25 protein-coding genes and 2 pseudogenes are annotated in these 24707 nt (G+C 40.5%); 19 read left to right on the forward strand and 8 right to left on the reverse strand.

The genetic code is table 11. The features are described 5' to 3' along the window. Positions 1 to 119 precede the first annotated feature (119 nt). The 3 genes and pseudogenes from ACVC7S_RS03320 to ACVC7S_RS03330 all read left to right on the forward strand — a co-directional run bounded on the left by ACVC7S_RS03320 (position 120) and on the right by ACVC7S_RS03330 (position 1851). Complete coding sequence (locus ACVC7S_RS03320; RefSeq protein WP_447266176.1) at positions 120 to 1055, forward strand: bifunctional riboflavin kinase/FAD synthetase; 936 nt, start codon at positions 120 to 122, stop codon at positions 1053 to 1055. Positions 1056 to 1382: 327 nt separating this feature from the next. Next, the gene (locus ACVC7S_RS03325) at positions 1383 to 1619 is read left to right on the forward strand and encodes an AbrB family transcriptional regulator (protein WP_235098556.1); all 237 of its coding nucleotides are present in this window, start codon (positions 1383 to 1385) and stop codon (positions 1617 to 1619) included. Then, a pseudogene (locus ACVC7S_RS03330) lies at positions 1616 to 1851 on the forward strand (hypothetical protein). The gene ACVC7S_RS03325 and the pseudogene ACVC7S_RS03330 overlap by 4 nt, the downstream one beginning before the upstream one ends. 93 nt (positions 1852 to 1944) lie before the next feature. Here the strand turns inward: ACVC7S_RS03330 and ACVC7S_RS03335 are convergent. From ACVC7S_RS03335 to ACVC7S_RS03345, 3 genes are read right to left on the reverse strand one after another with little or no spacing between them, the layout of a single operon-like run. Then, positions 1945 to 2760 (reverse strand): TIGR03943 family putative permease subunit, encoded by an 816-nt coding sequence (locus ACVC7S_RS03335; RefSeq protein ID WP_447266177.1) that lies wholly within the window; start codon positions 2758 to 2760, stop codon positions 1945 to 1947. Then, on the reverse strand, positions 2757 to 3662 hold the full coding sequence (locus ACVC7S_RS03340; protein ID WP_447266178.1) for a permease: 906 nt from the start codon (positions 3660 to 3662) through the stop codon (positions 2757 to 2759). Before ACVC7S_RS03340 ends, ACVC7S_RS03335 begins: the two co-directional genes overlap by 4 nt. After that, positions 3663 to 3794: an SPJ_0845 family protein gene (locus ACVC7S_RS03345; protein WP_000268697.1), complete on the reverse strand. Its 132-nt coding sequence runs from the start codon at positions 3792 to 3794 to the stop codon at positions 3663 to 3665. 136 nt (positions 3795 to 3930) lie between these two features. On the opposite strand from ACVC7S_RS03345, the gene ACVC7S_RS03350 reads away from it, so the two are divergent. The 5 genes from ACVC7S_RS03350 (at position 3931) to ACVC7S_RS03370 (ending at position 9957) form a co-directional block, all read left to right on the forward strand. Continuing rightward, positions 3931 to 6060 (forward strand): Tex family protein, encoded by a 2130-nt coding sequence (locus ACVC7S_RS03350; protein WP_447266179.1) that lies wholly within the window; start codon positions 3931 to 3933, stop codon positions 6058 to 6060. Next, positions 6047 to 6496: a SprT family protein gene (locus ACVC7S_RS03355; RefSeq protein ID WP_447266180.1), complete on the forward strand. Its 450-nt coding sequence runs from the start codon at positions 6047 to 6049 to the stop codon at positions 6494 to 6496. Before ACVC7S_RS03350 ends, ACVC7S_RS03355 begins: the two co-directional genes overlap by 14 nt. A gap of 59 nt (positions 6497 to 6555) precedes the next feature. Beyond that, positions 6556 to 6828 carry a PspC domain-containing protein gene (locus tag ACVC7S_RS03360; protein ID WP_001092797.1) on the forward strand — a complete coding sequence of 91 codons (273 nt, stop codon included), beginning with the start codon at positions 6556 to 6558 and terminating at the stop codon, positions 6826 to 6828. A 380-nt stretch (positions 6829 to 7208) separates the two neighbouring features. After that, positions 7209 to 7967, forward strand: a complete 759-nt coding sequence (locus ACVC7S_RS03365; protein ID WP_000173369.1) for an ABC transporter ATP-binding protein — start codon at positions 7209 to 7211, stop codon at positions 7965 to 7967. Position 7968: 1 nt separating this feature from the next. Next, positions 7969 to 9957 carry an FtsX-like permease family protein gene (locus tag ACVC7S_RS03370; RefSeq protein WP_447266181.1) on the forward strand — a complete coding sequence of 663 codons (1989 nt, stop codon included), beginning with the start codon at positions 7969 to 7971 and terminating at the stop codon, positions 9955 to 9957. Between the two features lie 39 nt (positions 9958 to 9996). Here ACVC7S_RS03370 and ACVC7S_RS03375 read toward each other — a convergent pair whose 3' ends face one another. Next, positions 9997 to 10692 carry a VIT1/CCC1 transporter family protein gene (locus tag ACVC7S_RS03375; RefSeq protein WP_447266182.1) on the reverse strand — a complete coding sequence of 232 codons (696 nt, stop codon included), beginning with the start codon at positions 10690 to 10692 and terminating at the stop codon, positions 9997 to 9999. Positions 10693 to 10909: 217 nt separating this feature from the next. Between ACVC7S_RS03375 and ACVC7S_RS03380 the strand changes: the two genes are divergently transcribed. From ACVC7S_RS03380 to ftsY, 3 genes are read left to right on the forward strand one after another with little or no spacing between them, the layout of a single operon-like run. Beyond that, on the forward strand, positions 10910 to 11701 hold the full coding sequence (locus ACVC7S_RS03380) for a Cof-type HAD-IIB family hydrolase (RefSeq protein WP_447266183.1): 792 nt from the start codon (positions 10910 to 10912) through the stop codon (positions 11699 to 11701). Beyond that, positions 11701 to 12519 (forward strand): Cof-type HAD-IIB family hydrolase, encoded by an 819-nt coding sequence (locus ACVC7S_RS03385; RefSeq protein WP_447266184.1) that lies wholly within the window; start codon positions 11701 to 11703, stop codon positions 12517 to 12519. The genes ACVC7S_RS03380 and ACVC7S_RS03385 overlap by 1 nt, the downstream gene beginning before the upstream one ends. 3 nt (positions 12520 to 12522) lie before the next feature. Next, positions 12523 to 13830, forward strand: coding sequence for a signal recognition particle-docking protein FtsY (gene ftsY, locus ACVC7S_RS03390; protein WP_447266185.1), 1308 nt, complete (start codon positions 12523 to 12525; stop codon positions 13828 to 13830). A gap of 45 nt (positions 13831 to 13875) precedes the next feature. Here the strand turns inward: ftsY and zwf are convergent, their stop codons facing one another. The 3 genes from zwf to ACVC7S_RS03405 form a co-directional block, all read right to left on the reverse strand. Then, a complete protein-coding gene (gene zwf, locus ACVC7S_RS03395; RefSeq protein WP_447266186.1) occupies positions 13876 to 15363 on the reverse strand; it encodes a glucose-6-phosphate dehydrogenase in 1488 nt (495 codons plus the stop codon). Between the two features lie 149 nt (positions 15364 to 15512). Then, positions 15513 to 16253 carry an amino acid ABC transporter ATP-binding protein gene (locus ACVC7S_RS03400; RefSeq protein ID WP_061586999.1) on the reverse strand — a complete coding sequence of 247 codons (741 nt, stop codon included), beginning with the start codon at positions 16251 to 16253 and terminating at the stop codon, positions 15513 to 15515. Then, positions 16253 to 17701: an amino acid ABC transporter substrate-binding protein/permease gene (locus ACVC7S_RS03405; RefSeq protein WP_447266187.1), complete on the reverse strand. Its 1449-nt coding sequence runs from the start codon at positions 17699 to 17701 to the stop codon at positions 16253 to 16255. The genes ACVC7S_RS03400 and ACVC7S_RS03405 overlap by 1 nt, the downstream gene beginning before the upstream one ends. Before the next feature lie 180 nt (positions 17702 to 17881). Here ACVC7S_RS03405 and uvrB point away from each other — a divergent pair, with 180 nt between their 5' ends. The 8 genes and pseudogenes from uvrB to ACVC7S_RS03445 form a co-directional block, all read left to right on the forward strand. Beyond that, the gene (gene uvrB / locus ACVC7S_RS03410) at positions 17882 to 19870 is read left to right on the forward strand and encodes an excinuclease ABC subunit UvrB (RefSeq protein WP_447266188.1); all 1989 of its coding nucleotides are present in this window, start codon (positions 17882 to 17884) and stop codon (positions 19868 to 19870) included. Positions 19871 to 19886: 16 nt separating this feature from the next. Then, complete coding sequence (locus tag ACVC7S_RS03415) at positions 19887 to 20390, forward strand: GNAT family N-acetyltransferase (protein ID WP_061407106.1); 504 nt, start codon at positions 19887 to 19889, stop codon at positions 20388 to 20390. 89 nt (positions 20391 to 20479) lie between these two features. After that, the gene (locus ACVC7S_RS03420; protein ID WP_447266189.1) at positions 20480 to 20962 is read left to right on the forward strand and encodes a hypothetical protein; all 483 of its coding nucleotides are present in this window, start codon (positions 20480 to 20482) and stop codon (positions 20960 to 20962) included. A 515-nt stretch (positions 20963 to 21477) separates the two neighbouring features. Beyond that, positions 21478 to 22035, forward strand: a complete 558-nt coding sequence (locus tag ACVC7S_RS03425; protein ID WP_447266190.1) for a hypothetical protein — start codon at positions 21478 to 21480, stop codon at positions 22033 to 22035. After that, on the forward strand, positions 22013 to 22453 hold the full coding sequence (locus tag ACVC7S_RS03430) for a hypothetical protein (RefSeq protein WP_447266191.1): 441 nt from the start codon (positions 22013 to 22015) through the stop codon (positions 22451 to 22453). Before ACVC7S_RS03425 ends, ACVC7S_RS03430 begins: the two co-directional genes overlap by 23 nt. A 23-nt stretch (positions 22454 to 22476) precedes the next feature. After that, positions 22477 to 22944: an NUDIX domain-containing protein gene (locus tag ACVC7S_RS03435; protein WP_447266192.1), complete on the forward strand. Its 468-nt coding sequence runs from the start codon at positions 22477 to 22479 to the stop codon at positions 22942 to 22944. A 206-nt stretch (positions 22945 to 23150) separates the two neighbouring features. Continuing rightward, positions 23151 to 23918, forward strand: coding sequence for a class I SAM-dependent methyltransferase (locus tag ACVC7S_RS03440; RefSeq protein WP_447266193.1), 768 nt, complete (start codon positions 23151 to 23153; stop codon positions 23916 to 23918). A 123-nt stretch (positions 23919 to 24041) separates the two neighbouring features. Then, positions 24042 to 24191 (forward strand): annotated as a pseudogene (locus ACVC7S_RS03445) (8-oxo-dGTP diphosphatase); the annotation flags it as partial. Here ACVC7S_RS03445 and ACVC7S_RS03450 read toward each other — a convergent pair. Continuing rightward, positions 24188 to 24703 carry a 3H domain-containing protein gene (locus ACVC7S_RS03450; protein WP_447266194.1) on the reverse strand — a complete coding sequence of 172 codons (516 nt, stop codon included), beginning with the start codon at positions 24701 to 24703 and terminating at the stop codon, positions 24188 to 24190. The pseudogene ACVC7S_RS03445 and the gene ACVC7S_RS03450 sit on opposite strands and share 4 nt — an antisense overlap. Positions 24704 to 24707: the final 4 nt, after the last annotated feature.

Below are 24707 nucleotides of genomic sequence, written 5' to 3' on the forward strand. Positions count from 1 at the left end.
GAGGTGCTATTTTTTAAAACTCATAGCTTGAATTGTCTATAAAGGTCAGTTCAGGCGCAAAAAACGACATTTGGGATTTCCTCTTAGCGAAAAGGCTTTCTCTATGATATAATAGTTTCATGATTACAACAGTACCTATTAAGAACGAAAAAGATATTGCAGTACCGGGTAAAACAGTCCTTGTACTAGGTTATTTTGATGGCATCCACAAGGGACATCAGAAACTTTTTGAAGTGGCCAGTAAGGCTTCGATGAAGGACTATCTGCCAGTTGTCGTGATGACCTTTACGGAGTCACCAAAACTTGCCTTACAACCTTACCAACCTGAGCTTATGCTCCATATCGTCAATCATGAGGAACGAGAGCACAAGATGAAGTGGCACGGAGTAGAGGCTCTTTTCTTACTGGACTTTAGTAGCAAATTTGCTAGTTTAACGGGTCAAGAATTCTTTGATACTTATGTTAGAGCTTTAAAACCAGCCATTATCGTAGCAGGATTTGACTATACCTTTGGCTCTGATAAGAAAACTGCGGATGACCTGAAGGACTATTTTGATGGAGAGATTATCATTGTTCCTCCGGTCGAGGACGAAAAGGGAAAGATCAGCTCCACACGGATTCGCCAAGCTATTCTTGATGGAGATGTCAAGGAAGTCAACCATCTACTAGGCACACCTCTCCCAACCCGTGGAATGGTCGTTCATGGAAATGCTCGTGGGCGTACTATCGGTTATCCAACAGCCAATCTGGTTCTAAGAGATCGAACTTATATGCCAGCAGACGGTGTTTACGTAGTCGATGTAGAAGTACAACGTCAGAGATATCGTGGCATGGCAAGTGTTGGGAAAAATGTTACTTTCGATGGAGAAGAGCCACGTTTTGAAGTCAACATTTTTGACTTTTCAGATGATATTTATGGTGAGACAGTCATGGTCTACTGGCTGGACCGTGTTCGCGATATGGTCAAATTTGACTCCGTAGAGGAGCTGGTAGATCAACTTCAGAAAGACGAAGAGATAGCTCGGAACTGGAAGGATGAGGAGCAAAAGAGTTAAAAAAGTGAACCATATTTTATGTTCGCTTTTTTATTTTTAAAAGAAATCTTAATAGAGAGAAACTTAATTGAAGCTTGATTGAAAATCTGTTAAAATAGTGATATTCATAACTTTAAAACCAAAGAGAAGAGACTAGTATGATTACAGGCGAATTAAAAAATAAAATCGATCATCTGTGGGAAATGCTGTGGACTGAAGGAAATTCAAATCCTAAAAAATCACTTATGCAGGGGTATTTCGGTTAAGATTTGGGATGAGATAGCAGTTTTACACTATCATTGTAATTACCGTAGTTATTTATCATAATACTTCAAAGGAGGAAATCAGATGGTCGTAAAAACAAGAAAACAAGGAAATTCAATCACCATTACGATTCCAAGCGAATTCAATATTCCAAGTGGTGTTAATTACGAAGCGAAATTGCTACCAAGTGGCGAAATTATCTTTACTCCTGAAGAATTGGACCATCAGGTCTCTTATGTCTCTGATGATGCCTTTGACTTGAAATTGGATACAATTTTTGATGAATACGATGATGTTTTCAAAGCTTTGGTGGAAAAATGACAGTCTATTTAACAGAAAAGCAAATTGAAAAAATCAATGCTTTAGCAATTCAACGGTATTCTCCAAATGGGCAAATTCAAACAGTTAGTCCTTCAGCGTTAAATATGATTGTGAGGAAGAAGCTGTTGATATGTGCGTGACTATAGCGGTAGAAACTTTAACTGATGAAAAAATGATAAGCTACTCTAAATGGGTTTCTGAACATTCTATCAGAGAAAAGGTCAAAAAGTAAGATAGTATGCTGGATTAAAATGAGCATAAGAAAAAAATGAAGAGACAATATTAGAATTCTGTAATGCAGAAACTCTGATATTGCCTCTTTTTATTAAAACACACGATAGACATAAGGATTTTCTGGTTTGTCTACTTTGGTGAAACTCTCAACTTCCAGTGTTGGGAGTTTTTGTTTGAGTTCTTTATGGTAGTGGAGGGTCAGGGTTCCCCTAGCGGTAATCCAAGTATTGTCAGGATACTGGCGTGAGTTCCCCTTGGTCAAGAGTCCATATACACCAGAATCGGCGATACAGTGGATGATCCCAAAGCGAAAGAGGAATTGGCTATCTTCATGGCTAGGATCGTTATAGACGAAGCCTGTAAACTCGATTTTCTTTCCTTCAAACTCTTGTGGATAGTCATAGAGAACTTCCATAACTTCCATATAGTTTTCATCAGTGACTTGAATGGTTGGCTGGGCGAGGTATTTGTCAGCTGTTGTCCTCATTTCCTTTTCATAAGCAGATTTGGAAAAATAGATGCTGGTATCGGGTTTGAGGTATTGACTGGATGTACCTTCGCTTGCCTGAATGGCTGTGTCGATTCCCTCAGCAAGTGGGAAATGGTATCCCTTAGCAGACACGGTTCTCGAGTCCAAACTTACTGTCGGAAAGGCAATTCCAATCAAGAGAGGTAGTGACAGTAAAAGGATGCTGATTCGTCTAGCTCGACGGCTTTCCAAATGGCTGTGAGAGTTGATTTTCTTAATCCAAATGTAGAATTGGACCAGAGCCAACAGAAGAGAAAGGACCATTGAGATATAGACTAGATAGGAATAGTGGAGGTTGATGTAGTGGCTGAGCTTGCCAGATAGCTGTAGATAAAGGGTCAGAGCAAAATAGCCCAGTAGAATGAAAAATCGAATCATAGCATCACCCCTATCATGTAAGAATAAAGCAAGACAAGCACTGTCACAATGCCCATGAATTGCCAGATGAAGTTGGCCTTGAGATAGTGTTTCATCATGAGGAGATTTTTGATATCAAGCATGGGTCCGATGACCAGAAAGGCAAGAACAGGAGCAAGACCAAAGCTCGAGAGGAGAGAAGCACCGATAAAGGCATCCGCCTCACTACAGAGGGAAAGGAGAAAGGCAAGAAACATGAGCAAGAGAATCGCAAGGACTGGACTAGCACTGATAGAGGTCAGAATCCAAGTCGGGACATAGACTTGCACGATAGCTGCAAAGAGACAGCCAAATATCAAGTAACGCCCCATATCGAAAAACTCTTCAATAGCCTGTATAAAGACCTGAAAGACTTTTCTAGCAGGGAGCAGGTGTGAAAAGTCATGTTCATGACAAGCAATAGGATTTTCTTTTTGAATGGGTTCCTTCCAGAAAAATCCTAGGAAAATTCCAAGCACCAAAGCAACTACAATGGCTCCCAGAGCTCGCAAGAAGGTAATTTTTAAGGAATTACCAAAGGCAGAATAAGTAGCGAAAAGAACGATAGGATTGATGATAGGAGCAGTCACCAGAAAGGGAACGGCCGTGTAGCTGGGGACTTTCTTTTCCAAAAAACGATTGATAATCGGGACAATTCCACACTCGCAGGATGGGAAGAGAAAGCCAATGAAGGTACCAAAAAAAATCCTCCCCCAACGATTGCGAGGGAGAAACTCAGTGACTTTATCTGGTGTGATATAGACTTCAATCCAGCCTGAAATGAGACTCCCAATCAGAACAAAAGGAAGGGCTTCGATGATGATAGAGAGAAAAATGGCTCCCGCTTGTAATACACTAGGAGGAAGAGATTGGAAAAGTGTCATCTATTTTTTCTTCTCAACTTTTTCTTTTTTGTTTTTGTCATCTGGAAAAGTGACCTGAGTGAGATCAGGAAGTTTAGCAAACTCTTCAAACATCTTGTCCAAGTCATCCGTTTTTGTAAATTTAACAGCCATGGGCCTACCTCTTTTCTAAATGTTACCTCTATTATACTATTATTTTGAGGAAAAGGGATTATTTTTATTTTGATAATCAAAGAGGTAAAAACAGGTAAGGTGAAACAAGCTTTGTTCCTTATGGTATAATAGGTTTATGGATAAAAAATATGAAAAAATCTCCCAAGATTTGGGTGTAACCTTAAAGCAAATCGATACTGTTCTAAGTTTGACAGCTGAAGGGGCGACGATTCCCTTCATCGCGCGTTACCGGAAGGACATGACTGGTAGTCTGGATGAAGTGGCGATTAAGGCCATTATCGACTTGGATAAAAGCCTGACTAATCTCAATGACCGCAAGGAAGCTGTCTTGGCTAAGATTCAAGAACAAGGTAAGCTAACCAAGGAATTGGAAGAAGCTATCTTAGCTGCCGAAAAACTAGCAGATGTAGAAGAACTGTATCTTCCATACAAGGAAAAGCGTCGGACCAAGGCAACCATTGCCCGTGAGGCTGGACTCTTCCCTCTTGCTCGCTTGATCTTGCAAAACGTAGCTGACTTAGAGAAAGAGGCTGAGAAGTTTGTCTGTGAAGGATTTGCGACTGGTCAAGAGACCTTAGCGGGTGCAGTTGATATCTTGGTAGAAGCCCTATCCGAAGATGTCAATCTACGTGCTATGACCTATCAGGAAGTGTTGAGACACTCTAAAATCACTTCGCAAGTCAAAGATGAAAGTCTTGATGAAAAACAAGTTTTTCAGATATATTACGATTTCTCAGAGACAGTTGGCAACATGCAGGGCTATCGAACCTTAGCCCTCAATCGTGGGGAAAAATTAGGCATCTTGAAAGTCGGCTTTGAACATGCAACGGATCGTATCCTAGCTTTCTTTGCTGCTCGTTTCAAGGTGAAAAATGCCTATATTGATGAAGTTGTTCAACAGTCAGTTAAGAAAAAGGTCTTGCCTGCTATCGAGCGCCGCATTCGGACAGAATTGACTGAGAAAGCGGAAGAAGGGGCTATCCAACTCTTTTCTGATAACCTGCGCAATCTCCTATTGGTTGCTCCGCTAAAAGGCCGCGTGGTTCTAGGCTTTGACCCTGCCTTTCGTACAGGTGCCAAGCTGGCTGTCGTTGATGCAACGGGGAAAATGCTGACGACACAAGTTATCTATCCTGTCAAACCAGCCTCAGCTCGTCAAATCGAAGAAGCCAAGAAAGATTTGGCAGACTTGATTGGTCAATACAGCGTAGAAATTATTGCTATCGGAAATGGGACGGCCAGTCGTGAAAGTGAAGCCTTTGTGGCGGAAGTTCTGAAAGATTTTCCAGAAGTGAGCTATGTCATTGTCAATGAAAGTGGCGCTTCTGTCTATTCTGCCAGCGAACTTGCCCGTCAGGAATTTCCAGAATTAACGGTTGAAAAACGCTCTGCTATCTCAATCGCCCGTCGTTTGCAAGATCCCCTTGCTGAATTGGTCAAAATCGATCCCAAGTCAATCGGTGTCGGTCAATACCAGCACGATGTCAGTCAGAAGAAACTATCTGAGAGTCTGGACTTTGTCGTTGAAACCGTAGTTAACCAAGTCGGTGTCAATGTCAATACAGCCAGCCCAGCTCTTCTTTCCCACGTAGCTGGACTAAATAAAACTATTTCTGAAAATATTGTCAAATACCGTGAAGAAGAGGGAAAAATCACTTCACGCGCTCAAATCAAGAAGGTTCCTCGTCTGGGTGCCAAAGCCTTTGAGCAGGCAGCTGGTTTCCTCCGTATCCCTGAAAGTAGCAATATCCTTGATAATACTGGAGTTCACCCAGAAAACTATGCTGCGGTTAAGGAGCTCTTCAAACGTTTAGATATTAAAGACCTAAACGAAGAAGCACAAAATAAGCTTAAGTCCCTTTCTGTCAAGAAAATGGCGCAAGAACTAGACCTCGGTCCAGAAACCCTTAAAGATATTATTGCTGACCTTCTCAAACCAGGTCGTGATTTTCGTGATTCTTTTGATGCTCCAGTTCTCCGTCAAGATGTACTGGACATCAAGGATCTTATTGTCGGACAGAAGCTGGAAGGTGTAGTGCGTAATGTCGTTGACTTCGGTGCCTTCGTTGATATCGGGATTCACGAGGACGGCTTGATTCATATTTCCCATATGAGTCGTAAATTTATCAAACATCCCAGCCAAGTGGTGTCAGTCGGAGATTTGGTAACGGTCTGGGTTAAAAAAATCGATACTGAACGTGAAAAAGTCAATCTGTCGCTCCTAGCTCTAGATGAATCTAACTGAGTACGTTCAGTCTGTTTCCCTCGAAGACTTTGGTAGACCTTTCACGCACCAAGTCCAGTGGAATTCTCGTCTGCGAACGACAGGTGGACGATTTTTCCCCAAGGATGGGCATTTGGATTTTAATCCCAAAGTTTATAATGAACTAGGTTTGGAAGTCTTTCGCAAAATCGTTCGCCATGAACTCTGTCACTATCACCTTTATTTTCAGAAAAAGGGTTATCGCCATAAGGACCGAGATTTTAAGGAACTTTTGAAAGAAGTGGATGGACTGCGCTATGTACCACCCTTGAAAACACAATCTCAAAGTGCCTACCTAGTCTATCAGTGCCAATCTTGCCAGCAAAGTTATCAGCGTAAGAGAAGAATTGATACCAAACGCTATCGCTGTGGAGTTTGTCGAGGTAAACTCGTCATCATAAATCGGCCTAAGGACTGATGTTGATAGTTCTGATTCATGCTATACTACTTGTAAGAATACCGAAAGAGGAAACAATCATGAATACAAAATTTTATAAAATGAGACGAAATCGTATGGTGTCAGGAGTTTTAGCTGGTCTATCAGACAAGTGGAATTTTGATGTAACCCTAGTCCGCTTTCTCTTTGCCATTTTTACCGTGGCAAATTTTGGAATTGGTGTGATAATCTACATCATCCTTGCCTCTATCCTGCCAACTAAGGAAGAAATCGAAGCCGAAATGTACGGAACAGGACCACGCAAGCGTAAAGAAGCCCAAGCCATTGAAGACAATGATGGTTGGTTTTGGTGAGTCAGATTTGAAAATAGTTTATAGACACTTTCCTTATTTCTCAAAGACGTTAGAAAAAGAAGTGAATTTTAACCCTTGCATCCGCAAGGGTTTTCTTCTTGTTTTCCATTTATGGTACAATACTTTTAGTGAAATTTCTAAATTTTTTTCAATCTTACAAAAATGTAAGATTAAAGTCTCTTTTGTAAGGTTAGGTTATGGCAAGCCGTCTTTTTTTGCGATAAACTAGACTCATAAAGAACAAAGGAGCAAAACCATGAAAAGAATTTTACAAAAGAAAAGAAGAAAACCAAGTCAAAAAGATATCGAGCGTGTTCAACTAGGATGCGCTATGATGCAAGCACAGTTTCAAATGATGGGATATTAAGAAGGAGAAAATCATGACACTTTTAGATGTAAAACACGTTCAAAAAATCTACAAAACACGTTTCCAAGGCAACCAAGTAGAGGCTCTCAAAGACATTCACTTTACAGTAGAAAAGGGTGACTACGTTGCTATCATGGGAGAGTCTGGATCAGGGAAGTCTACCCTACTCAACATTCTAGCTATGCTGGATAAACCAACACGTGGTCAGGTTTACCTAAATGGAACAGACACAGCAACCATTAAAAATTCTCAGGCTTCTAGCTTCCGTCGTGAGAAGTTGGGATTTGTCTTCCAAGACTTTAACTTACTAGATACCCTGTCTGTTAAGGACAATATCTTGCTTCCGCTAGTTTTATCTCGAAAACCTATCACGGAGATGATGAAGAAATTGGTGGTAACAGCTGAAAACTTGGGCATCAACCAATTGCAAGAGAAGTACCCTTACGAGATTTCAGGTGGTCAAAAACAGCGGGTAGCAGTAGCACGCGCCATCATTACCGAGCCTGAAATTCTCCTTGCCGATGAACCAACTGGGGCACTTGACTCCAAGTCATCTGCAGCTCTTCTAGATGTTTTTGATGAAATCAATGAGCGAGGCCAAACTATTCTTATGGTAACCCACTCAACGGCAGCAGCCAGCAGGGCCAAGCGCGTTCTCTTTATCAAGGACGGAATTCTCTATAACCAAATCTACCGTGGAGACAAGACAGAACGTCAAATGTTCCAGGAAATCTCTGATACCTTGACAGTCATGGCAAGCGAGGTGAATTAGTATGTTTCGATTGACCAATAAGTTAGCGGTATCGAACTTAATCAAAAACCGCAAACTCTACTATCCCTTTGCTTTAGCAGTTCTCTTAGCTGTGACCATCACTTATCTCTTTTACTCATTGACACTGAATCCTAATATTGGCAAGATTCGAGGGGGAGAGACTATCTCCATGACGCTTGGTCTTGGTATGGTGATTGTCACTATTGCCTCGGCTATCATCGTCTTTTATGCCAATAGTTTCGTCATGAAAAACCGTTCCAAAGAACTAGGGATTTATGGTATGCTTGGATTAGAAAAACGCCATTTGATCAGCATGGTTTTTAAGGAGCTTCTTATTTTTGGCTCCCTAACCTTGACAGCTGGACTTGGCCTAGGAGCTCTCTTTGATAAGCTCATCTTTGCTCTGCTTCTGAAGCTAATGAATATGAAGGTGGAGCTCGTAGCAACCTTCCAACCAAGTGTCTTTATCCTAGTTACCCTTATTTTTGGAGCTATTTTCCTAGGTTTGGTTTTTATCAATGCCTTTCGGATTGCACGCATGAATGCCCTTCAGCTCTCTCGTGAGAAGGCCAGTGGTGAGAAAAAAGGACGTTTCTTAAGTCTTCAAACTATTCTAGGTTTGATTAGTATGGGAGCTGGCTACTACCTAGCAGTCACCGTTGAAAATCCACTTAATGCTGTTCTGATTTTCTTTGTAGCCGTCTTGTTGGTAATCTTTGGAACCTATCTCTTGTTTAATGCAGGGATTACAGTATTTCTACAAATCTTGAAGAAAAACAAGCGTTACTATTACCAACCTAACAACATGATTTCTGTATCCAATCTTATCTTTCGAATGAAGAAAAATGCGGTTGGTCTGGCAACGATTGCCATCCTTTCAACCATGGTCTTGGTAACCATGTCAGCAGCAACCAGTATCTTCTCGGCTTCTGAAACTTTCAAGAAATTCATGAATCCACATGATTTTGGAATTACTGGACGAAATGTTGAAAAAGAAGATTTAGATAAACTTTTGAGTCAATATGCTAGCGATAAGGGGTTAACTGTCACCAAAAAAGAAGTCTTTCGTCATAGTAGTTTTGGCATCGAGAGCCAAGATGGAACCAAGCTCCGTATCTTTACAAAGGGGAATAACTTTGTTCAACCGAAAACCATTTTCATGGTCTTTGACCAAAAAGACTATGAAAACATGACTGGTCAAAAGCTCTCCCTTTCAGGAAATGAAGTCGGCTTGTTTACCAAGAATAAGGTGCTTGAAGGACAGAAAGAACTCACTCTAAATGACCAGACCTACACTGTTAAAGAAGAAATTAAAAATGATTTTATTCTGGAACATGTGCCAAATCAGTATAACATTCTCACTTCTGACTACAATTATCTTGTTGTCCCTAATCTGCAAGCCTTTATTGATCAATATCCGGATTCCTCTCTCTTTGATCAACTTTATGGTGGTATGAATGTAACAGCTAGTGAGGAAGAACAGCTCAAACTAGCTGACGACTTTACAGAATACCTTCGTAACTTCAATAGAGACTTAAACAAAGAGGGAAGCTATGTATTCGGAAGCAATCTAGCTGATAGCAGTGCGCAAATAAGTGCCCTTTATGGAGGTGTCTTCTTCATCGGTATCTTCCTCTCTATCATCTTTATGGTGGGAACAGTCCTAGTTATTTACTACAAACAAATTTCTGAAGGCTATGAAGACCGTGAACGTTTTATCATTTTGCAAAAGGTTGGACTCGATCAAAAGCAAATCAAGCAAACGATTAACAAACAGGTTCTAACTGTTTTCTTCCTTCCATTGCTCTTCGCCTTTCTACACCTTGCCTTTGCCTATCATATGCTTAGTCTCATCCTAAAAGTTATTGGTGTGCTAGATGCGACCATGATGTTGACTGTTACACTTTCCATTTGTGCCATCTTCCTCATCGTCTACGTTTTGATTTTTATGATTACTTCAAGAAGCTATCGCAAGATTGTCCAAATGTAAAAAAGATACCTCGATTTATATCGAGGTATTTCTTTTATCTTAGATACTAAAGAGTTGTCCCAAGAGGAAGGTTACACCCATAGTGAGAAGTCCGATACAGAGGTTTCGTATCATTGCAGTTTTCGTTGGAGCCTTGCCTAGCTTGGCACTGGTATAGCCGGTGACGAGAAGGGAAAGGGCCACGATAAAAACAGTAGCAGGAATACGATAGTCACTTGGAAAGACGGTGATTGAAAGCATAGGAGGAAGACTTCCCAGTACAAAGGCAATAAAGCTAGAGATAGCAGCATGCCAAGGATTGGTAAACTCTTCGTACTCGATACCGTATTTTTCCTCAACCAAGGCTTTGAGTGGATTGTTTAAAAAGGCCTTGTTGGTCAAAAGTTGGGCGGACGTTTCACACTCACCATTTTGTAGGTAAGCTGCGTAGAGGGATTGTTTTGCAGATTCGATGTCCTTATCCAAGAGCAACTGTTCTCTAGCAACAGCGGCTTCTTCCGTGTCTTTCTGAGTGGATACAGAGACATATTCGCCACCTGCCATAGAAAAAGCACCAGCGAGGATAGCGGCTAGTCCAGATAAAAAGATAATCCAGATATTGCTTGTCGCACTAGCAACCCCGATAACCACTCCAGCGATGGAAATAATCCCATCATTGGCACCGAGAACGCCAGCTCGCAGGATATTGAGTCGTCCTGCAAAGTTTGCATCAATTTCATGTTTCAATTCTGTCATAATTATCTCCTTTCTCTCCATTATAGAGAAAAGAGAAGGGGAATACAAACTTTTTAAACTATCTGAAAAAAGTTCTACGATTCTAATTTTTAATCTCTTTTCGACTTTACCGAAAAAGCACGGCAATACAGTAGCGTATCCTACTGTACAAGTCCTTTTTTAGCTTATCTATGGTATAATAGAAGGTAGATTTATCATTTGGAGTATGAAGGATTTTATGATTAAACTTGTAGCAACCGATATGGATGGAACCTTTCTAGACGGAGAGGGTCGGTTTGATATGGAACGCCTCAAAAACTTGCTTGTTTCCTACAAGGAAAAGGGAATTTATTTTGCAGTGGCCTCGGGTCGTGGCATCTTATCCCTTAAAAAGCTATTTGCTGATGTGCGTGACGAAGTGATTTTTATAGCTGAAAATGGGAGCTATGTTGAGTTTCATGGGGAAAATATGTACGAGGCTACTATTTCTCGCGACTTTTACTTGATTACTTTTGAAGCTTTAAAGAAATCACCCTATTTTGATGAAAGAAAAATGCTTCTGACAGGGAAAAAAGCTTGTTATGTATTGGAAACAGTGGATGAGACTTATCTCATGATTAGTCGTCACTACAATGAGAATATTCAAAAAGTAGCGAGTTTGGAAGATATCACAGATGAGATTTTTAAATTTACTACGAACTTTACAGAAGATACGATAGAAGCTGGGGAGGCCTGGGTCAATGAAAATGTTCCTGGTGTGAAAGCCATGACAACTGGTTTTGAATCCATTGATATTGTCTTGGACTACGTTGATAAGGGTGTGGCTGTTGTTGAGTTAGCCAAAAAACTGGGGCTCAGCATGGATCAGGTTATGGCTTTTGGCGACAATCTCAATGACCTTCACATGATGCAGGTTGTGGGACATCCAATCGCTCCTGAAAATGCGCGACCAGAGATTTTAGAATTAGCAGAGACGGTGATTGGCCACCATAAGGACCAGTCAGTGATGGCTTATATGGAGGGCTTGTAATGGCAGATATTAAATTGATTGCACTCGATTTGGATGGTACCTTACTGACAACGGATAAAAAGCTGACAGATCGTACCAAGGCGGTCCTCAAAGCTGCGCGTGATCGTGGCATTAAGATCGTACTGACAACAGGGCGTCCTTTGAAGGCTATGGATTTCTTTCTCAAGGAGTTGGGAACAGATGGACAGGAGGATGAGTACACCATCACTTTTAATGGAGGGCTTGTCCAGAAAAATACGGGAGAGATTCTCGATAAAACAGTCTTTTCAATCGACGATGTGGCACGATTGTACGAGGAGACTGAAAAACTAGGTATTCCCTTAGATGCCATTTCAGAAGGAACAGTCTATCAAATCCAATCAGACCAAGAAAGTTTCTACGCTAAGTTTAATCCAGCTCTGACTTTCGTGCCAGTCGCTTTTGAAGATCTATCTAGTCAGATGACATATAATAAATGTGTGACTGCCTTTGCCCAAGAACCTTTGGATGCAGCGATTCAACAGATTTCTCCAGAATTGTTTGACCAATATGAGATCTTCAAATCGCGTGAACTCTTATTGGAATGGTCGCCAAAAAATGTCCACAAGGCAACAGGGTTAGCGAAATTAACTAAACACCTTGGAATCGACCAAAGTCAAGTCATGGCTTGTGGGGACGAGGCCAATGATCTTTCCATGATTGAGTGGGCAGGTTTGGGAGTTGCCATGCAAAATGCAGTTCCAGCAGTTAAGGCAGTTGCTAATGTGATTACTCCCATGACCAACGACAAGGAAGCCGTTGCCTGGGCTATCGAAGAATACGTGCTAAAGGAGAATTAGAAGATGGGATTATTTGACCGTTTATTCGGGAAAAAAGAAGAGCCGAAAATCGAAGATATTGTAAAAGAAGCTCTGGAAAATATTGATTTGTCAGAAGAGGTTGAAGAAAACCAAACGGCTATCGAAGAAACAAGTCAGGAAGAGTCAGCAAGGGACAAAGTGGAAGCAAGTCTTGCTCAAGAAGAACTTCCTCAAGTCTCGACAGAAGAAGTGATTGAGCCAGAATCAGTCGAGGAAATGGCTCAGGAAGAGCTTGAGCTAGAATCTGATGAATTGGAACAATTCCAAGAGCCTGAAGAATTTTTCGAAGAAGAGAGCCAAGAATCTCTAGAAACTGGAGAAGAGTCAGCTTCTGAAGTAGTAGAAGAATATCCTCGAGTTGAAGAAACGGTTCAGGAAAAATATGACCGCAGTCTCAAGAAAACGCGTACGGGATTCGGAGCACGCTTGAATGCCTTCTTTGCCAACTTCCGTTCTGTCGATGAAGACTTTTTCGAAGAATTAGAAGAACTGCTCATCATGAGTGACGTTGGTGTGCAGGTCGCTTCGAACCTAACAGAAGAACTTCGCTATGAAGCCAAACTCGAAAACGCTAAGAAGCCTGACGCACTTCGCCGTGTCATTATCGAGAAATTGGTTGAGCTCTACGAAAAGGATGGCAACTACGATGAACAAATCCATTTCCAAGATGGCTTGACAGTTATGCTCTTTGTCGGAGTGAATGGTGTTGGGAAAACAACTTCTATCGGGAAATTGGCTCATCGTTACAAACAAGCTGGCAAGAAAGTCATGTTGGTTGCTGCGGATACCTTCCGTGCGGGAGCCGTTGCCCAGCTAGCAGAATGGGGCCGCCGTGTGGATGTTCCTGTTGTGACGGGGCCTGAAAAGGCTGATCCAGCAAGTGTAGTCTTTGATGGGATGGAACGTGCTGTAGCAGAAGGAATGGATATTCTCATGATTGATACAGCAGGTCGTCTGCAAAATAAGGACAACCTCATGGCAGAGTTGGAGAAGATTGGTCGCATTATCAAACGTGTCGTTCCAGAGGCACCACATGAAACCTTCCTGGCACTTGATGCCTCTACAGGTCAGAACGCTCTGGTACAAGCCAAAGAATTCTCAAAAATCACTCCAGTTACTGGTATTGTATTGACCAAGATTGATGGAACTGCTCGTGGTGGTGTTGTTCTGGCAATTCGAGAGGAACTTAATATCCCTGTAAAATTGATCGGTTTCGGTGAAAAAATCGATGATATCGGAGAGTTTAACTCTGAAAACTTTATGAAAGGTCTCTTAGAGGGCTTGATTTAATAGAAAGCAAATAATCCTGCAAGATACACTTGCAGGATATTTTTGTTATTCTAAACGACCTTGTTCACGATAGGCGATATCTGGTTGCCAAGTCCACTCAGCTCCGTATTTTTCAAGTAAATCAAAGCTAGCTTGAGGTCCCATGCTACCTGATTTATAATCGTAAAGAGGAGCACCATTGTCAGCCCACAACTTCTCGATACGGTCAATCAATTCCCAAGAAGCGCTAACTTCTTCCCAGTGGCTAAAGTTAGTTGAATCGTTATTCAATACATCGTAGATTAGCTTTTCATAAGGATCTGGTGAAGCACCTGTAGCAGTCGCATCAGTTCTGTAGTCAAGCGAATTAGGTGCAAGTTTGAACTCTTCACCGACTTCCTTACCGTTAAGGCTAAGAGAGAAACCTTCTGTTGGTTGGATATAGATGGTCAAAATGTTTGGTGCTAGAGGTTCTCCAAAAATTGAATCCATTTGCTTAAAGACAATATTGACATGCGTTCCCTTTTCAGTCATTCGTTTACCTGTACGGAAGAAGAATGGAACACCACGGAAACGGTCACTTTCAACAAAGAAGGCACCTGAAGCAAAGGTTTCTGTCATGGATTCTGGGTTAACATTTGGTTCGCTGCGGTAAGAAATGTATTTCATGCCATCGACTTTCCCAGAACGATATTGACCTCGGATAAAGTGCTCTTTAAGTTCCTCATCTGTAGGGTGGTAAAGGTTCTTGAAGACCTTGATTTTCTCTGCGCGAATGTCATCCTTTGTAAAACTTGCAGGCTTGTCCATAGCAAGGAGTGACAAAAGCTGAAGTGTGTGGTTTTGAACCATGTCACGAAGGGCACCAGATTCATCATAGTAGCCACCACGTTCTTCAACACCTAGACGCTCTGCAAAGGTAATCTGGACATTATCAATGTGCTCACGGTTCCAAACATTTTCAAAGATCATGTTGGCAAAACGAACAGCAAAGATACTCTGAATCATCTCTTTACCTAGGTAATGGTCGATACGGTAGATTTGCTCCTCATCAAAGGCTGCAAGGAGATCTTCATTGAGTTTGCTAGCTGTTTCATAGTCTGTACCGAAAGGTTTCTCGACAATCAAACGTTCAAAGCCTTTGCCATCAACAATGTTTTCAGATTTGAGGTGCTTGGCAATGGTTCCAAAGAACTGAGGTGCCATAGACAAGAAGAAGAGCTTGTTGTGTTCAGCTTGGTATTTTTCATTGAGTTCGGCTTGTAATTGGCGCAAAGCAATGTAATGTTCCGTATCATTCACATCATGGCTTTGATAGTAGAAATGACTAGCAAACTCTTGGGCTTGCTCGGTACTATCTGCCAAATCAAGGATGGACTCAACAACAACAGATTCGAAATATTCTTTACTCCAAGGTCTACGAGCTGTTCCAATAACTGCGAAATGCTCAGAAAGATTGCCTGATTTATAGAGTCTAAATAGGGAAGGGTAGAGTTTGCGTTTAGCTAAATCTCCACTCGCACCGAAAATTGTAACAATAACCTTTGATGACATCTAGCTACCTAATTTCTATATTTTTTCCTAGTTGGACTAGGGATGAGATTTCCTCATTATCATAGTTTTTATTTTATCATAATTTTCAAAAAAAACAAAAAATCCAATACGCAATTAAAAAACTGTAAGGAGAACCTTACAGTTTTGTTTTATACATTTAAGACCTTGTCCAAGAACTCTTTTAGACGAGGGTGTTGCGGGTTATCGAAGATTTGGTCTGGAGTTCCATCTTCCAGGAATTCACCATCAGCCGTAAAGATAACACGATTGGCAACCTGACGAGCAAATCCCATCTCGTGGGTTACGATGATCATGGTCATACCTTGCTCTGCCAATTCCTTCATAACGTTCAAAACATCTCCAACCATCTCGGGGTCGAGAGCGGAAGTTGGTTCGTCAAAGAGCATGATGTCAGGATTCATGGCTAGGCCACGTGCGATAGCCACACGTTGTTTTTGACCACCTGAGAGACTATCTGGATTGGCTTGTGCCTTATCAGCTAGACCGACTTTTTCCAGCAATTCCATTCCCAATTTCTCAGCTTCAACCTTGGTCATCAATTTGTGTTCAACTGGAGCAAAGGTAATGTTATCTAAAACGGACATATGAGGGAAGAGGTTGAAGTGCTGGAAAACCATTCCGATGTTTTCACGGACGTGGTCAACGTTGGTCGTTTTTTCAGTCAAGTCGTGACCATTAACCATGATATGGCCACTCGTTCCCTCCTCTAGCAGGTTGAGGCTACGAAGGAAGGTTGATTTACCAGAACCAGAAGGCCCAATGATACAGACAACGTCCCCTTCATAGAACTTAGTTGTAATTCCTTTTAGGACCTTATTTTTTCCATATTGTTTATGTAAGTCATTGACTTCGATTTTAAGTTTTGCCATTAACGAATCCTCTTTTCTAAGCCTTTGGCTAGTCTAGTCAAAAGCGTGATGATGATAAGATAGAAGATAGCAAGGATTGCATACATCTTGAAACTTTGGTAGTTACGGGCAATGATAATCTTACCAGTTTGGAAAAGTTCTACCAGACCGATAGCTGACACGATAGTCGTATCTTTAAGAGCGATAACGAACTGGTTGACGAAGTTTGGAAGCATGAGCTTAGTTGCTTGTGGCAAGATAATCTTACGCATGGTTTTTCCATAAGAGATACCAAGACTGCGGCTGGCCTCCATTTGACCAACTGGAACAGCTTGGATACCACCACGAACAATTTCAGCAATATAAGCAGCTGAATTAAGCGAAAGGGCAATGGTACCAGCTATAAAGTCGTTGATAGGGCTTTGCTGCCCAGTGATAGATTCGATGAAGTTTGGAATTCCCCAGAAGATGAAAGCGGCAAGAATCATCAAAGGAATACCACGAATGACATCCACAAAAATCTCTGAAATGACTCTGAGTGATTTGTATGGACTAACGCTGAACATACCAAAGATAATCCCAATCACGATGGCAATCGCAAACGAAATAAGTGCTAAAGCGAGAGTGATTCCAAGCCCGCTAAGGAGTTGTTTGTAGTTGTTTTGAAGCAAGCCCCAGATAGTGGTTTCGTCAACTGTATTTGTAGAAGTAGTTGTTGCTCCACTTGCTAGATACTTGTCGAGAATTTTTTGGAATTCTCCATTAGCTTTGAGATTGGCAAGTCCTTTATTGAACATCTGGATCAACTCTGGATTGCTGCCTTTCTTGACTGCAAAGGCTGTTTCGCCGATTGGTGTTCCAGCGATCGGCGTTTTCAATTTTTGACCTTGGCTGATAGAATATTTGAGAACAGGCTCATCATCCATCACGGCATCAATAGCTCCAGTGTTGAGGCTGTCATACATGGATGCACCATCTGCAAAAGTTTTAATCTTGTAACCGTATTTGCTTTGGTTCTCAGTAAGGAATGTTTGAGAAGCAGTACCATTTTTAACACCAACGGTCTTATCCTTGAGGTCTTCATAAGAAGCGATAGTGCTTGATTCTTTGACACCGAGAATGGTATTAGCAGTGTAGTAGGAATCTGAGAAGTCAAAGGTAGCTTTACGAGCATCCGTAACAGACATTCCAGCGATAATACCATCTGCTTGTCCTGCTTGAACAGCGCTAATAGCTGCGTCAAATCCAGGATTAGTAATTTCAATCTCAAATCCTTGATCCTTGGCAATAGCCTTGATCAAGTCCATATCAATACCAGTGTACTCGTTGCTTGAATTTTGAAATACAAAGGGAGCAAAAGATGAATCACTTGCAATAACATACTTAGATTTAACTGTGTCAGCTTTTACTACTCCTAGTGAGAAAATGGGAAATAAAATTAGCAAAAATGTTAGGATTTTTTTCTTCATTTTTAGTCTCCTTTCCGAATATTTTCCCATTATAACAGAAAATATTTCAGAAGGCAAATTTTAAGACTTTTTATGTAAGAAGATATAACATGAATTTATAACTCTGATAAATTCAGAGATAAAGAATCTAGTGGAATTTATGGTAAAATAGAAGGATAGAAAAATGCAGACGAGGCAATTATGATAAATCGAATTACAGATAATACATTTAAGTTAGTATCAAAATACCAACCATCAGGAGATCAACCCCAAGCGATTGAGCAGTTGGTCGATAATATCGAGGGTGGAGAGAAGGCTCAGATTCTGATGGGGGCGACGGGTACAGGGAAAACCTATACCATGAGTCAGGTCATTTCCAAAGTCAATAAACCAACTCTGGTCATTGCTCATAACAAGACTCTTGCAGGCCAGCTCTATGGAGAATTCAAGGAATTTTTCCCTGAAAATGCTGTTGAGTACTTCGTATCCTACTATGATTATTACCAGCCAGAAGCCTATGTTCCTTCTAGCGATACCTATATCGAGAAGGACAGTTCAGTCAATGACGAGATTGACAAGCTCCGTCACTCAGCGACTTCAGCCCTTCTGGAGCGTAATGATGTCATCGTTGTGGCTTCTGTCTCTTGTATCTATGGTTTGGGTTCGCCTAAGGAATATTCTGATAGCGTCGTGAGTTTGCGTCCAGGTCTGGAGATTTCTCGTGATAAACTCTTGAATGACTTGGTCGATATTCAGTTTGAACGCAATGATATTGATTTTCAACGGGGGAGATTTCGCGTTCGCGGGGATGTGGTGGAGATTTTCCCAGCTTCCCGTGATGAACACGCTTTTCGAGTAGAGTTCTTTGGAGATGAAATTGACCGTATCCGAGAAGTTGAGGCGCTGACAGGTCAGGTATTGGGAGAAGTGGATCATTTGGCGATTTTTCCTGCGACTCACTTTGTGACCAATGACGATCATATGGAAGTTGCGATTGCCAAAATTCAGGCGGAGTTGGAGGAGCAGTTAGCTATCTTTGAAAAGGAAGGTAAATTGCTAGAAGCCCAGCGTTTGAAACAGCGGACAGAGTATGATATTGAGATGTTACGTGAGATGGGTTATACAAATGGGGTTGAGAACTATTCACGCCACATGGATGGTCGGAGTGAAGGAGAGCCGCCTTATACCTTACTGGACTTCTTCCCAGATGATTTCTTAATCATGATTGACGAGAGCCACATGACCATGGGGCAGATTAAGGGGATGTACAATGGAGACCGTTCGCGTAAGGAAATGTTGGTCAATTATGGTTTCCGCTTGCCGTCTGCATTGGATAATCGTCCTCTTCGTCGTGAGGAGTTTGAAAGCCATGTGCATCAGATTGTATACGTTTCAGCAACACCAGGTGACTATGAAAATGAACAGACCGAGACAGTGATTGAGCAAATCATTCGTCCAACAGGGCTTCTAGACCCCGAAGTGGAAGTCCGTCCAACTATGGGACAGATTGATGACCTCTTAGGTGAAATCAATGCCCGTGTTGAAAAGAATGAACGTACCTTTATCACAACCTTGACCAAGAAGATGGCAGAAGACTTGACCGACTACTTCAAAGAAATGGGCATCAAGGTCAAGTACATGCACTCGGATATTAAGACCTTGGAACGAACGGAGATTATCCGTGACCTACGCTTGGGTGTTTTTGATGTCTTGGTCGGAATCAACCTGCTCCGTGAAGGGATTGACGTTCCTGAGGTAAGCTTGGTAGCCATTCTGGATGCTGACAAGGAAGGTTTCCTTCGTAACGAGCGTGGCCTCATCCAGACTATTGGTCGTGCTGCCCGTAATAGTGAGGGCCATGTCATCATGTATGCGGACACAATGACTCAGTCTATGCAACGTGCTATTGATGAGACGGCCCGTCGTCGGAAAATCCAGATAGCTTATAATGAAGAGCATGGTATCGTACCTCAAACAATTAAGAAAGAAATCCGTGACTTGATTGCCGTGACCAAGGCAGTTGCTAAAGAAGAGGATAAGGAAGTCGATATCAACAGCCTCAACAAACAAGAACGCAAAGAACTCGTCAAAAAACTCGAAAAACAAATGCAAGAAGCCGTCGAAGTGCTTGACTTTGAACTGGCAGCACAAATTCGGGATATGATGTTGGAAGTCAAGGCGTTGGGGTAGTGAAGGAGAAAAATAAATGGATCTTACTATCAAGCAGATGGAAACTCCTGAAGAGATAGAAGGTAAGTCCCTCGTTCATTGGCAGACGTGGAGAGAGGCTTATGACGACCTTTTACCTGCAGAATTTCAGGAGACAATGACATTAGAAAGATGTCGATTCTTTAGTCAAAAATATCCAGAAAATACATTGATTGCGATGGATGGCATGAAGGTAGTTGGTTTTATCAGTTATGGAAACTTTCGTGATGTGGCTATTCAAGCTGGCGAAATTATTGCCTTATATGTTTTAAAAGACTATTATGGAAAAGGTATTGCTCAGAAGTTAATGAAGGAAGCTCTGACGACTCTTGAACAGTTCTCTGAAATATTCTTATGGGTATTAAAAGAGAATAAGCGAGCCATTGCTTTTTATCAAAAAATGGGTTTTACTCTTGATGGTCAAGAAAAAATACTTGAACTTGGAAAACCGTTCACTGAAATTAGAATGGTATATAAGAAATCATCAGAATTTGAGAGTTAAATGCAAGAACAGTTGTGATTTGTTTTCAGATTGCAAAATCAACAAATGATTACGTTTTAGATAATATTTTTAAATAGAGAGAAGTTATTATGAAAGTAAAAGAGGCGAATTATAAGAAATCATCAGGGTTAGATTCTGTTCGTTTTTGGTTACAAGGGCATCGATTTATCAAATTTATGCTTGATATTGTCTTTTATATCATCTTGTTCCTAGTTATAGAATTCACAACATCACAGAACAAAAGCATTCCAGCTGATTTTCGGTACAGAGAGCTCTTATTTCCCTTACAATTGAATCTTTTTATCTTGGGTAATAGGCTTTATGCTCTCTTTTTGTCAGTGAAAACTGAAAAAGAAAGGACTCTTAAAAAATTCTGTGAACCCTTTATTTATATCAATGTCCTTAGCTTCATTTTTCAACTGATTGGTGTGAGAAAAAGAGGAAGAGTTGTTCTCTCACCTTTGTTTTCACTGGAGTCTTCCTATATCTGGTTTCCTATTGTCGTCTACCTTCTGGTCTTGATGTTAACTTTGGCAATCTTCTTTCTCTCTAAAGCTTCAAAAAAGGAGTAGATGAAAATGAAGATGAGTAGACAAATGAAGTACAAGACAAAAGAAAAGCCTTCTTGGACTAAGATGATTTATCTTTGGATGGAAAGGCACCGAAGGATTGGTCAACTCCTGGATACGAGTGTGTTATTCGGATCTTTGTTTGTATCATTTCTTGCTGCCTCTTTCATTGGTTCTCCATTCCCAAACTTAAACTATCTTTCTCCCTTAAGCTTTAATCTTTTCCTTCTGCTCTTATCAACCTATTTCCTTGTCTTTCGTTTTAGTAGTGATAAACTTCAGAAATGGCGTTACTTTTCATGGGGATTTATTGGGTTCAATGGTCTTCTTTTTCCCTTTCATCTCTTGGTGGGTCTGAATTGGCTAGGACGTCGTAAGTCAACGAATTTCCCCCCTATAATTTCTATGGATCCGGCCTATGTCTGGGCTCCTATTGTAAGTTATCTCTTTTTCTTTTTCTTAGGGCTGGGCATTCTGCTTTTGGTTATACGGATAGAAAAGAGAAGAAGGAGGCGTAAATGGAACGAAAGATTAAGAAACCAAAGAAGATCAAACAGCAGAAGATCAAAATGAGAAAAATCCATAAAAAGGATTCTTTGATAGCTCACGTCCAATTGTGGATGGGAAGGCATCCAAAGCTTGCTTCTTTTATGGATGGTGGCATAATATTATTTTCTATTTTTGGTATTATGTATGTGTTGTTTGGGACAACACTTATCCCGAAACCATATCAGGAAATGTCCTATGTCTTGCCAATTATTATGAATTTTGTCTTTTTGGTGTACACACTCTATCAAGGTATTTTTAGAGATGGTTTTAGTGAAAAGACTTCAGTACAAGGATTTTTACAACCTTTTCTATACATAAATGGACCTATTTTTCTTCTCCACTTACTTGTTGGGGTGAAAGGGAGAAATGTTAAAAAAATTCCTTCCCTATTATCTGTTGATTATCGCTACATCTGGCTTCCAATTGCTACCTATCTAATCTTTTTCATCATTCCAGTGATATTGATGGTGATTTTGAAATATAAGGACAAAAAGAGGAAAAATCATGACAAAAGAAAATCGAATTAAGTTATTTTCATTTAAAACACTCTATTTGGCTTTGCTGACTTTTATGGTTCTTCATTTGGTGTTGTTAGTTTTTGGTCTATCCTTTACTCCAATTTTGTGGAATAGTTGGTTTTTCATTCTTTGTTTGACCTTCTTAATTCATCCCTGGAGAATCTTTTATAGAACAAGAGATTTTCAATGGTACCACCTTATTTTTCAATTATTTAGTGGATTGTTGGCACTTTATCTTTGGTTTGCAGCATTTTTTGCTTTGTCTATTATGTCGGATTTAGTCATCCCTATCAATATAGACTATCATATACAAGATAAAGAAATCATCATTTCTAGAGGTTTTTTGGCTCGTACTACTTATGAACATCACGAGTTGATTAATCCATTCATCATGAAATCTGATATCAAGTTCGAAAAAGGCATATAACAACTTAGAAAGCGAGCAAATCTATGTCCCGTGCGCAAGCAACCATTTTAACCAACATCTGTCTGATTGAAGACCTCGAAACCCAGCGCGTGGTGATGCAGTATCGTTCACCCGAAAACAATCGCTGGTCTGGCTATGCCTTTCCAGGAGGTCATGTTGAGAACGGCGAGGCCTTTGCCGAGTCTGTCATTCGTGAGATTTATGAAGAAACAGGTCTAACGATTCAGAATCCCCAACTAGTCGGCATTAAAAACTGGCCCTTAGATACAGGTGGGCGCTACATCGTGTTTTGTTATAAGGCGACAGAGTTTACTGGAAGTCTCCAATCCTCAGAGGAAGGAGAAGTATCTTGGGTGCAAAAAGACCAGATTCCAAACTTGGAACTGGCCTATGATATGCTGCCTTTGATGGAAATGATGGAAGCACCTGACAAGTCTGAATTTTTCTACCGACATCGTACAGAGGACGGCTGGGAGAAAGAAATTTTTTAGTTCTATGATTAGTTGGTAGGTGTTATTCTTTAAAGGTAGGTACTGAAATATAGGCTAAGTATGGCGGTGTAAGTCAACTGAATACTTCTAAGTTTCTTATTATTCTTTTCTATCTATATTTTGAACAATCTCCACCTTCCATTCTGAAATCGGAGATTGTTTTATTTTATGGTATAATCTTAAAATGTGAAAGGAAGTACCAGAAAATGGATGATAAAGTAATTGAACAATATGCAAAACAAGATAATCTTGATATTAGAGTAAACATACATAAGAAGTATTCAAAAAATAAATTAGGATTTAACAATTGGATATTTTCCAACTACCAAATCACTAATGAAGTAAAGGTTCTAGAATTGGGATGTGGTACAGGAGAACTGTGGAAAAGTAACAGTGGTTCTATAGATAAAATGAAGCAGTTGTTTATTACAGATTTTTCTAAAGATATGGTGAAAACAACGAAGTCAGTGATTGGAAATAGAGACAATGTCGACTATGAAATAATGGATATTCAAAAGATTTCTTTTGAGAATGAAACGTTTGATATTGTTATTGCAAATATGCTTCTACATCACGTAAATGATATTCATAAAGCGCTCTCTGAGGTGAATAGAGTCTTAAAAACAGGCGGAATTTTTTACTGTGCTACATTTGGTGAAAATGGAGTTGTAGATTATTTGGCAGGCTTATTTAAAGATGAGGTTAATCAAGATTTGGAAAATAAAACGTTTACTTTACAAAATGGCAAAAGTTACCTAAGTAGGTACTTTAACTCTGTCGATATATTGCTCTATGATGATGAGTTACAGGTAACTAGTATAGATGACCTAGTTAAATACATCCAATCCTTTAAAGGAATTTCAGAAATAGGTTCGTTAGAAGAGGAAATAATACGTAAAAGATTGGAAAGTGAGTTTAATAATGGTATGTTGATCATTCCTAAAGAATATGGTATGTTTATCGCTCGAAAGTAAAATTAAGGGAACGAAAGTGTGAAAAATTACGGAGAAGCTTTTCGATATAAAATCAAGCGGATAGTCTTTAGAGCATGATACAGTTGCTTCTATATAAAAAGGTCTCAACTTTTTTGATTTGAAGAAGTATCTTGGGTACAAAAAGACCAGATTCCAAACTTGGAACTGGCCTATGATATGTTGCCTTTGATGGAAATGATGGAAGCATCTGACAAGTCTGAGTTCTTCTATCGCCACCGTACAGAGGACGGCTGGGAGAAGAAAACCTTCTAGTCTTTTACTAAATAACCAAGTTTATCCAAGGCCTCCTCGATATAGTGGAGGTCTTGTTGTGTTTCGGCTTCAACAAGGTGGTAATGGGTGCCATCTGTCAATTCAGAAAGTGGTCTAAAGTCAGAGTTCTCGACTTGCTCTAAAAAATGTTGGACATCTCGACGACAGGTGAGTTTGAGTAGGGTCTCAATTTCTCCATAAACAGGATGGTCAATCAAAGTATTCTGAACACGTCCGCCATTATCTACAATAGCTAGAAGTTCTTGACCGATTTCTTCCATCTCATGTTTGACCTTAAATAGTTTGTGAACGTAGGGGCTGGCATCATTTTCTTTGTAGATATAGCCTCGATTGGTGGATAGGATAGGAGCCCCATCAGCTCGGAGAATAGCGATATCCTGTACAATGACTTGGCGCGTAACATGAAAGTGTTCAGCCAAGGTTTGGCCATTGAGTGCTTTTGGTGCCTCTTTTAAGAGTTTGAGAAGAGCTTGTTTGCGATCCTTTGTCATAGTT

This window comes from Streptococcus sp. Z556 (assembly GCF_053010225.1).

What these genes read in the sequence shown, in the direction of transcription:
- ACVC7S_RS03320 (WP_447266176.1), top strand. Translation starts at nt 120, where the DNA reads ATGATTACAACAGTACCTATTAAGAACGAAAAAGATATTGCAGTACCG.
- ACVC7S_RS03325 (WP_235098556.1), top strand. Translation starts at nt 1,383, where the DNA reads ATGGTCGTAAAAACAAGAAAACAAGGAAATTCAATCACCATTACGATT.
- ACVC7S_RS03335 (WP_447266177.1), bottom strand. Translation starts at nt 2,760, where the DNA reads ATGATTCGATTTTTCATTCTACTGGGCTATTTTGCTCTGACCCTTTAT.
- ACVC7S_RS03340 (WP_447266178.1), bottom strand. Translation starts at nt 3,662, where the DNA reads ATGACACTTTTCCAATCTCTTCCTCCTAGTGTATTACAAGCGGGAGCC.
- ACVC7S_RS03345 (WP_000268697.1), bottom strand. Translation starts at nt 3,794, where the DNA reads ATGGCTGTTAAATTTACAAAAACGGATGACTTGGACAAGATGTTTGAA.
- ACVC7S_RS03350 (WP_447266179.1), top strand. Translation starts at nt 3,931, where the DNA reads ATGGATAAAAAATATGAAAAAATCTCCCAAGATTTGGGTGTAACCTTA.
- ACVC7S_RS03355 (WP_447266180.1), top strand. Translation starts at nt 6,047, where the DNA reads ATGAATCTAACTGAGTACGTTCAGTCTGTTTCCCTCGAAGACTTTGGT.
- ACVC7S_RS03360 (WP_001092797.1), top strand. Translation starts at nt 6,556, where the DNA reads ATGAATACAAAATTTTATAAAATGAGACGAAATCGTATGGTGTCAGGA.
- ACVC7S_RS03365 (WP_000173369.1), top strand. Translation starts at nt 7,209, where the DNA reads ATGACACTTTTAGATGTAAAACACGTTCAAAAAATCTACAAAACACGT.
- ACVC7S_RS03370 (WP_447266181.1), top strand. Translation starts at nt 7,969, where the DNA reads ATGTTTCGATTGACCAATAAGTTAGCGGTATCGAACTTAATCAAAAAC.
- ACVC7S_RS03375 (WP_447266182.1), bottom strand. Translation starts at nt 10,692, where the DNA reads ATGACAGAATTGAAACATGAAATTGATGCAAACTTTGCAGGACGACTC.
- ACVC7S_RS03380 (WP_447266183.1), top strand. Translation starts at nt 10,910, where the DNA reads ATGATTAAACTTGTAGCAACCGATATGGATGGAACCTTTCTAGACGGA.
- ACVC7S_RS03385 (WP_447266184.1), top strand. Translation starts at nt 11,701, where the DNA reads ATGGCAGATATTAAATTGATTGCACTCGATTTGGATGGTACCTTACTG.
- ftsY (WP_447266185.1), top strand. Translation starts at nt 12,523, where the DNA reads ATGGGATTATTTGACCGTTTATTCGGGAAAAAAGAAGAGCCGAAAATC.
- zwf (WP_447266186.1), bottom strand. Translation starts at nt 15,363, where the DNA reads ATGTCATCAAAGGTTATTGTTACAATTTTCGGTGCGAGTGGAGATTTA.
- ACVC7S_RS03400 (WP_061586999.1), bottom strand. Translation starts at nt 16,253, where the DNA reads ATGGCAAAACTTAAAATCGAAGTCAATGACTTACATAAACAATATGGA.
- ACVC7S_RS03405 (WP_447266187.1), bottom strand. Translation starts at nt 17,701, where the DNA reads ATGAAGAAAAAAATCCTAACATTTTTGCTAATTTTATTTCCCATTTTC.
- uvrB (WP_447266188.1), top strand. Translation starts at nt 17,882, where the DNA reads ATGATAAATCGAATTACAGATAATACATTTAAGTTAGTATCAAAATAC.
- ACVC7S_RS03415 (WP_061407106.1), top strand. Translation starts at nt 19,887, where the DNA reads ATGGATCTTACTATCAAGCAGATGGAAACTCCTGAAGAGATAGAAGGT.
- ACVC7S_RS03420 (WP_447266189.1), top strand. Translation starts at nt 20,480, where the DNA reads ATGAAAGTAAAAGAGGCGAATTATAAGAAATCATCAGGGTTAGATTCT.
- ACVC7S_RS03425 (WP_447266190.1), top strand. Translation starts at nt 21,478, where the DNA reads ATGGAACGAAAGATTAAGAAACCAAAGAAGATCAAACAGCAGAAGATC.
- ACVC7S_RS03430 (WP_447266191.1), top strand. Translation starts at nt 22,013, where the DNA reads ATGACAAAAGAAAATCGAATTAAGTTATTTTCATTTAAAACACTCTAT.
- ACVC7S_RS03435 (WP_447266192.1), top strand. Translation starts at nt 22,477, where the DNA reads ATGTCCCGTGCGCAAGCAACCATTTTAACCAACATCTGTCTGATTGAA.
- ACVC7S_RS03440 (WP_447266193.1), top strand. Translation starts at nt 23,151, where the DNA reads ATGGATGATAAAGTAATTGAACAATATGCAAAACAAGATAATCTTGAT.
- ACVC7S_RS03450 (WP_447266194.1), bottom strand. Translation starts at nt 24,703, where the DNA reads ATGACAAAGGATCGCAAACAAGCTCTTCTCAAACTCTTAAAAGAGGCA.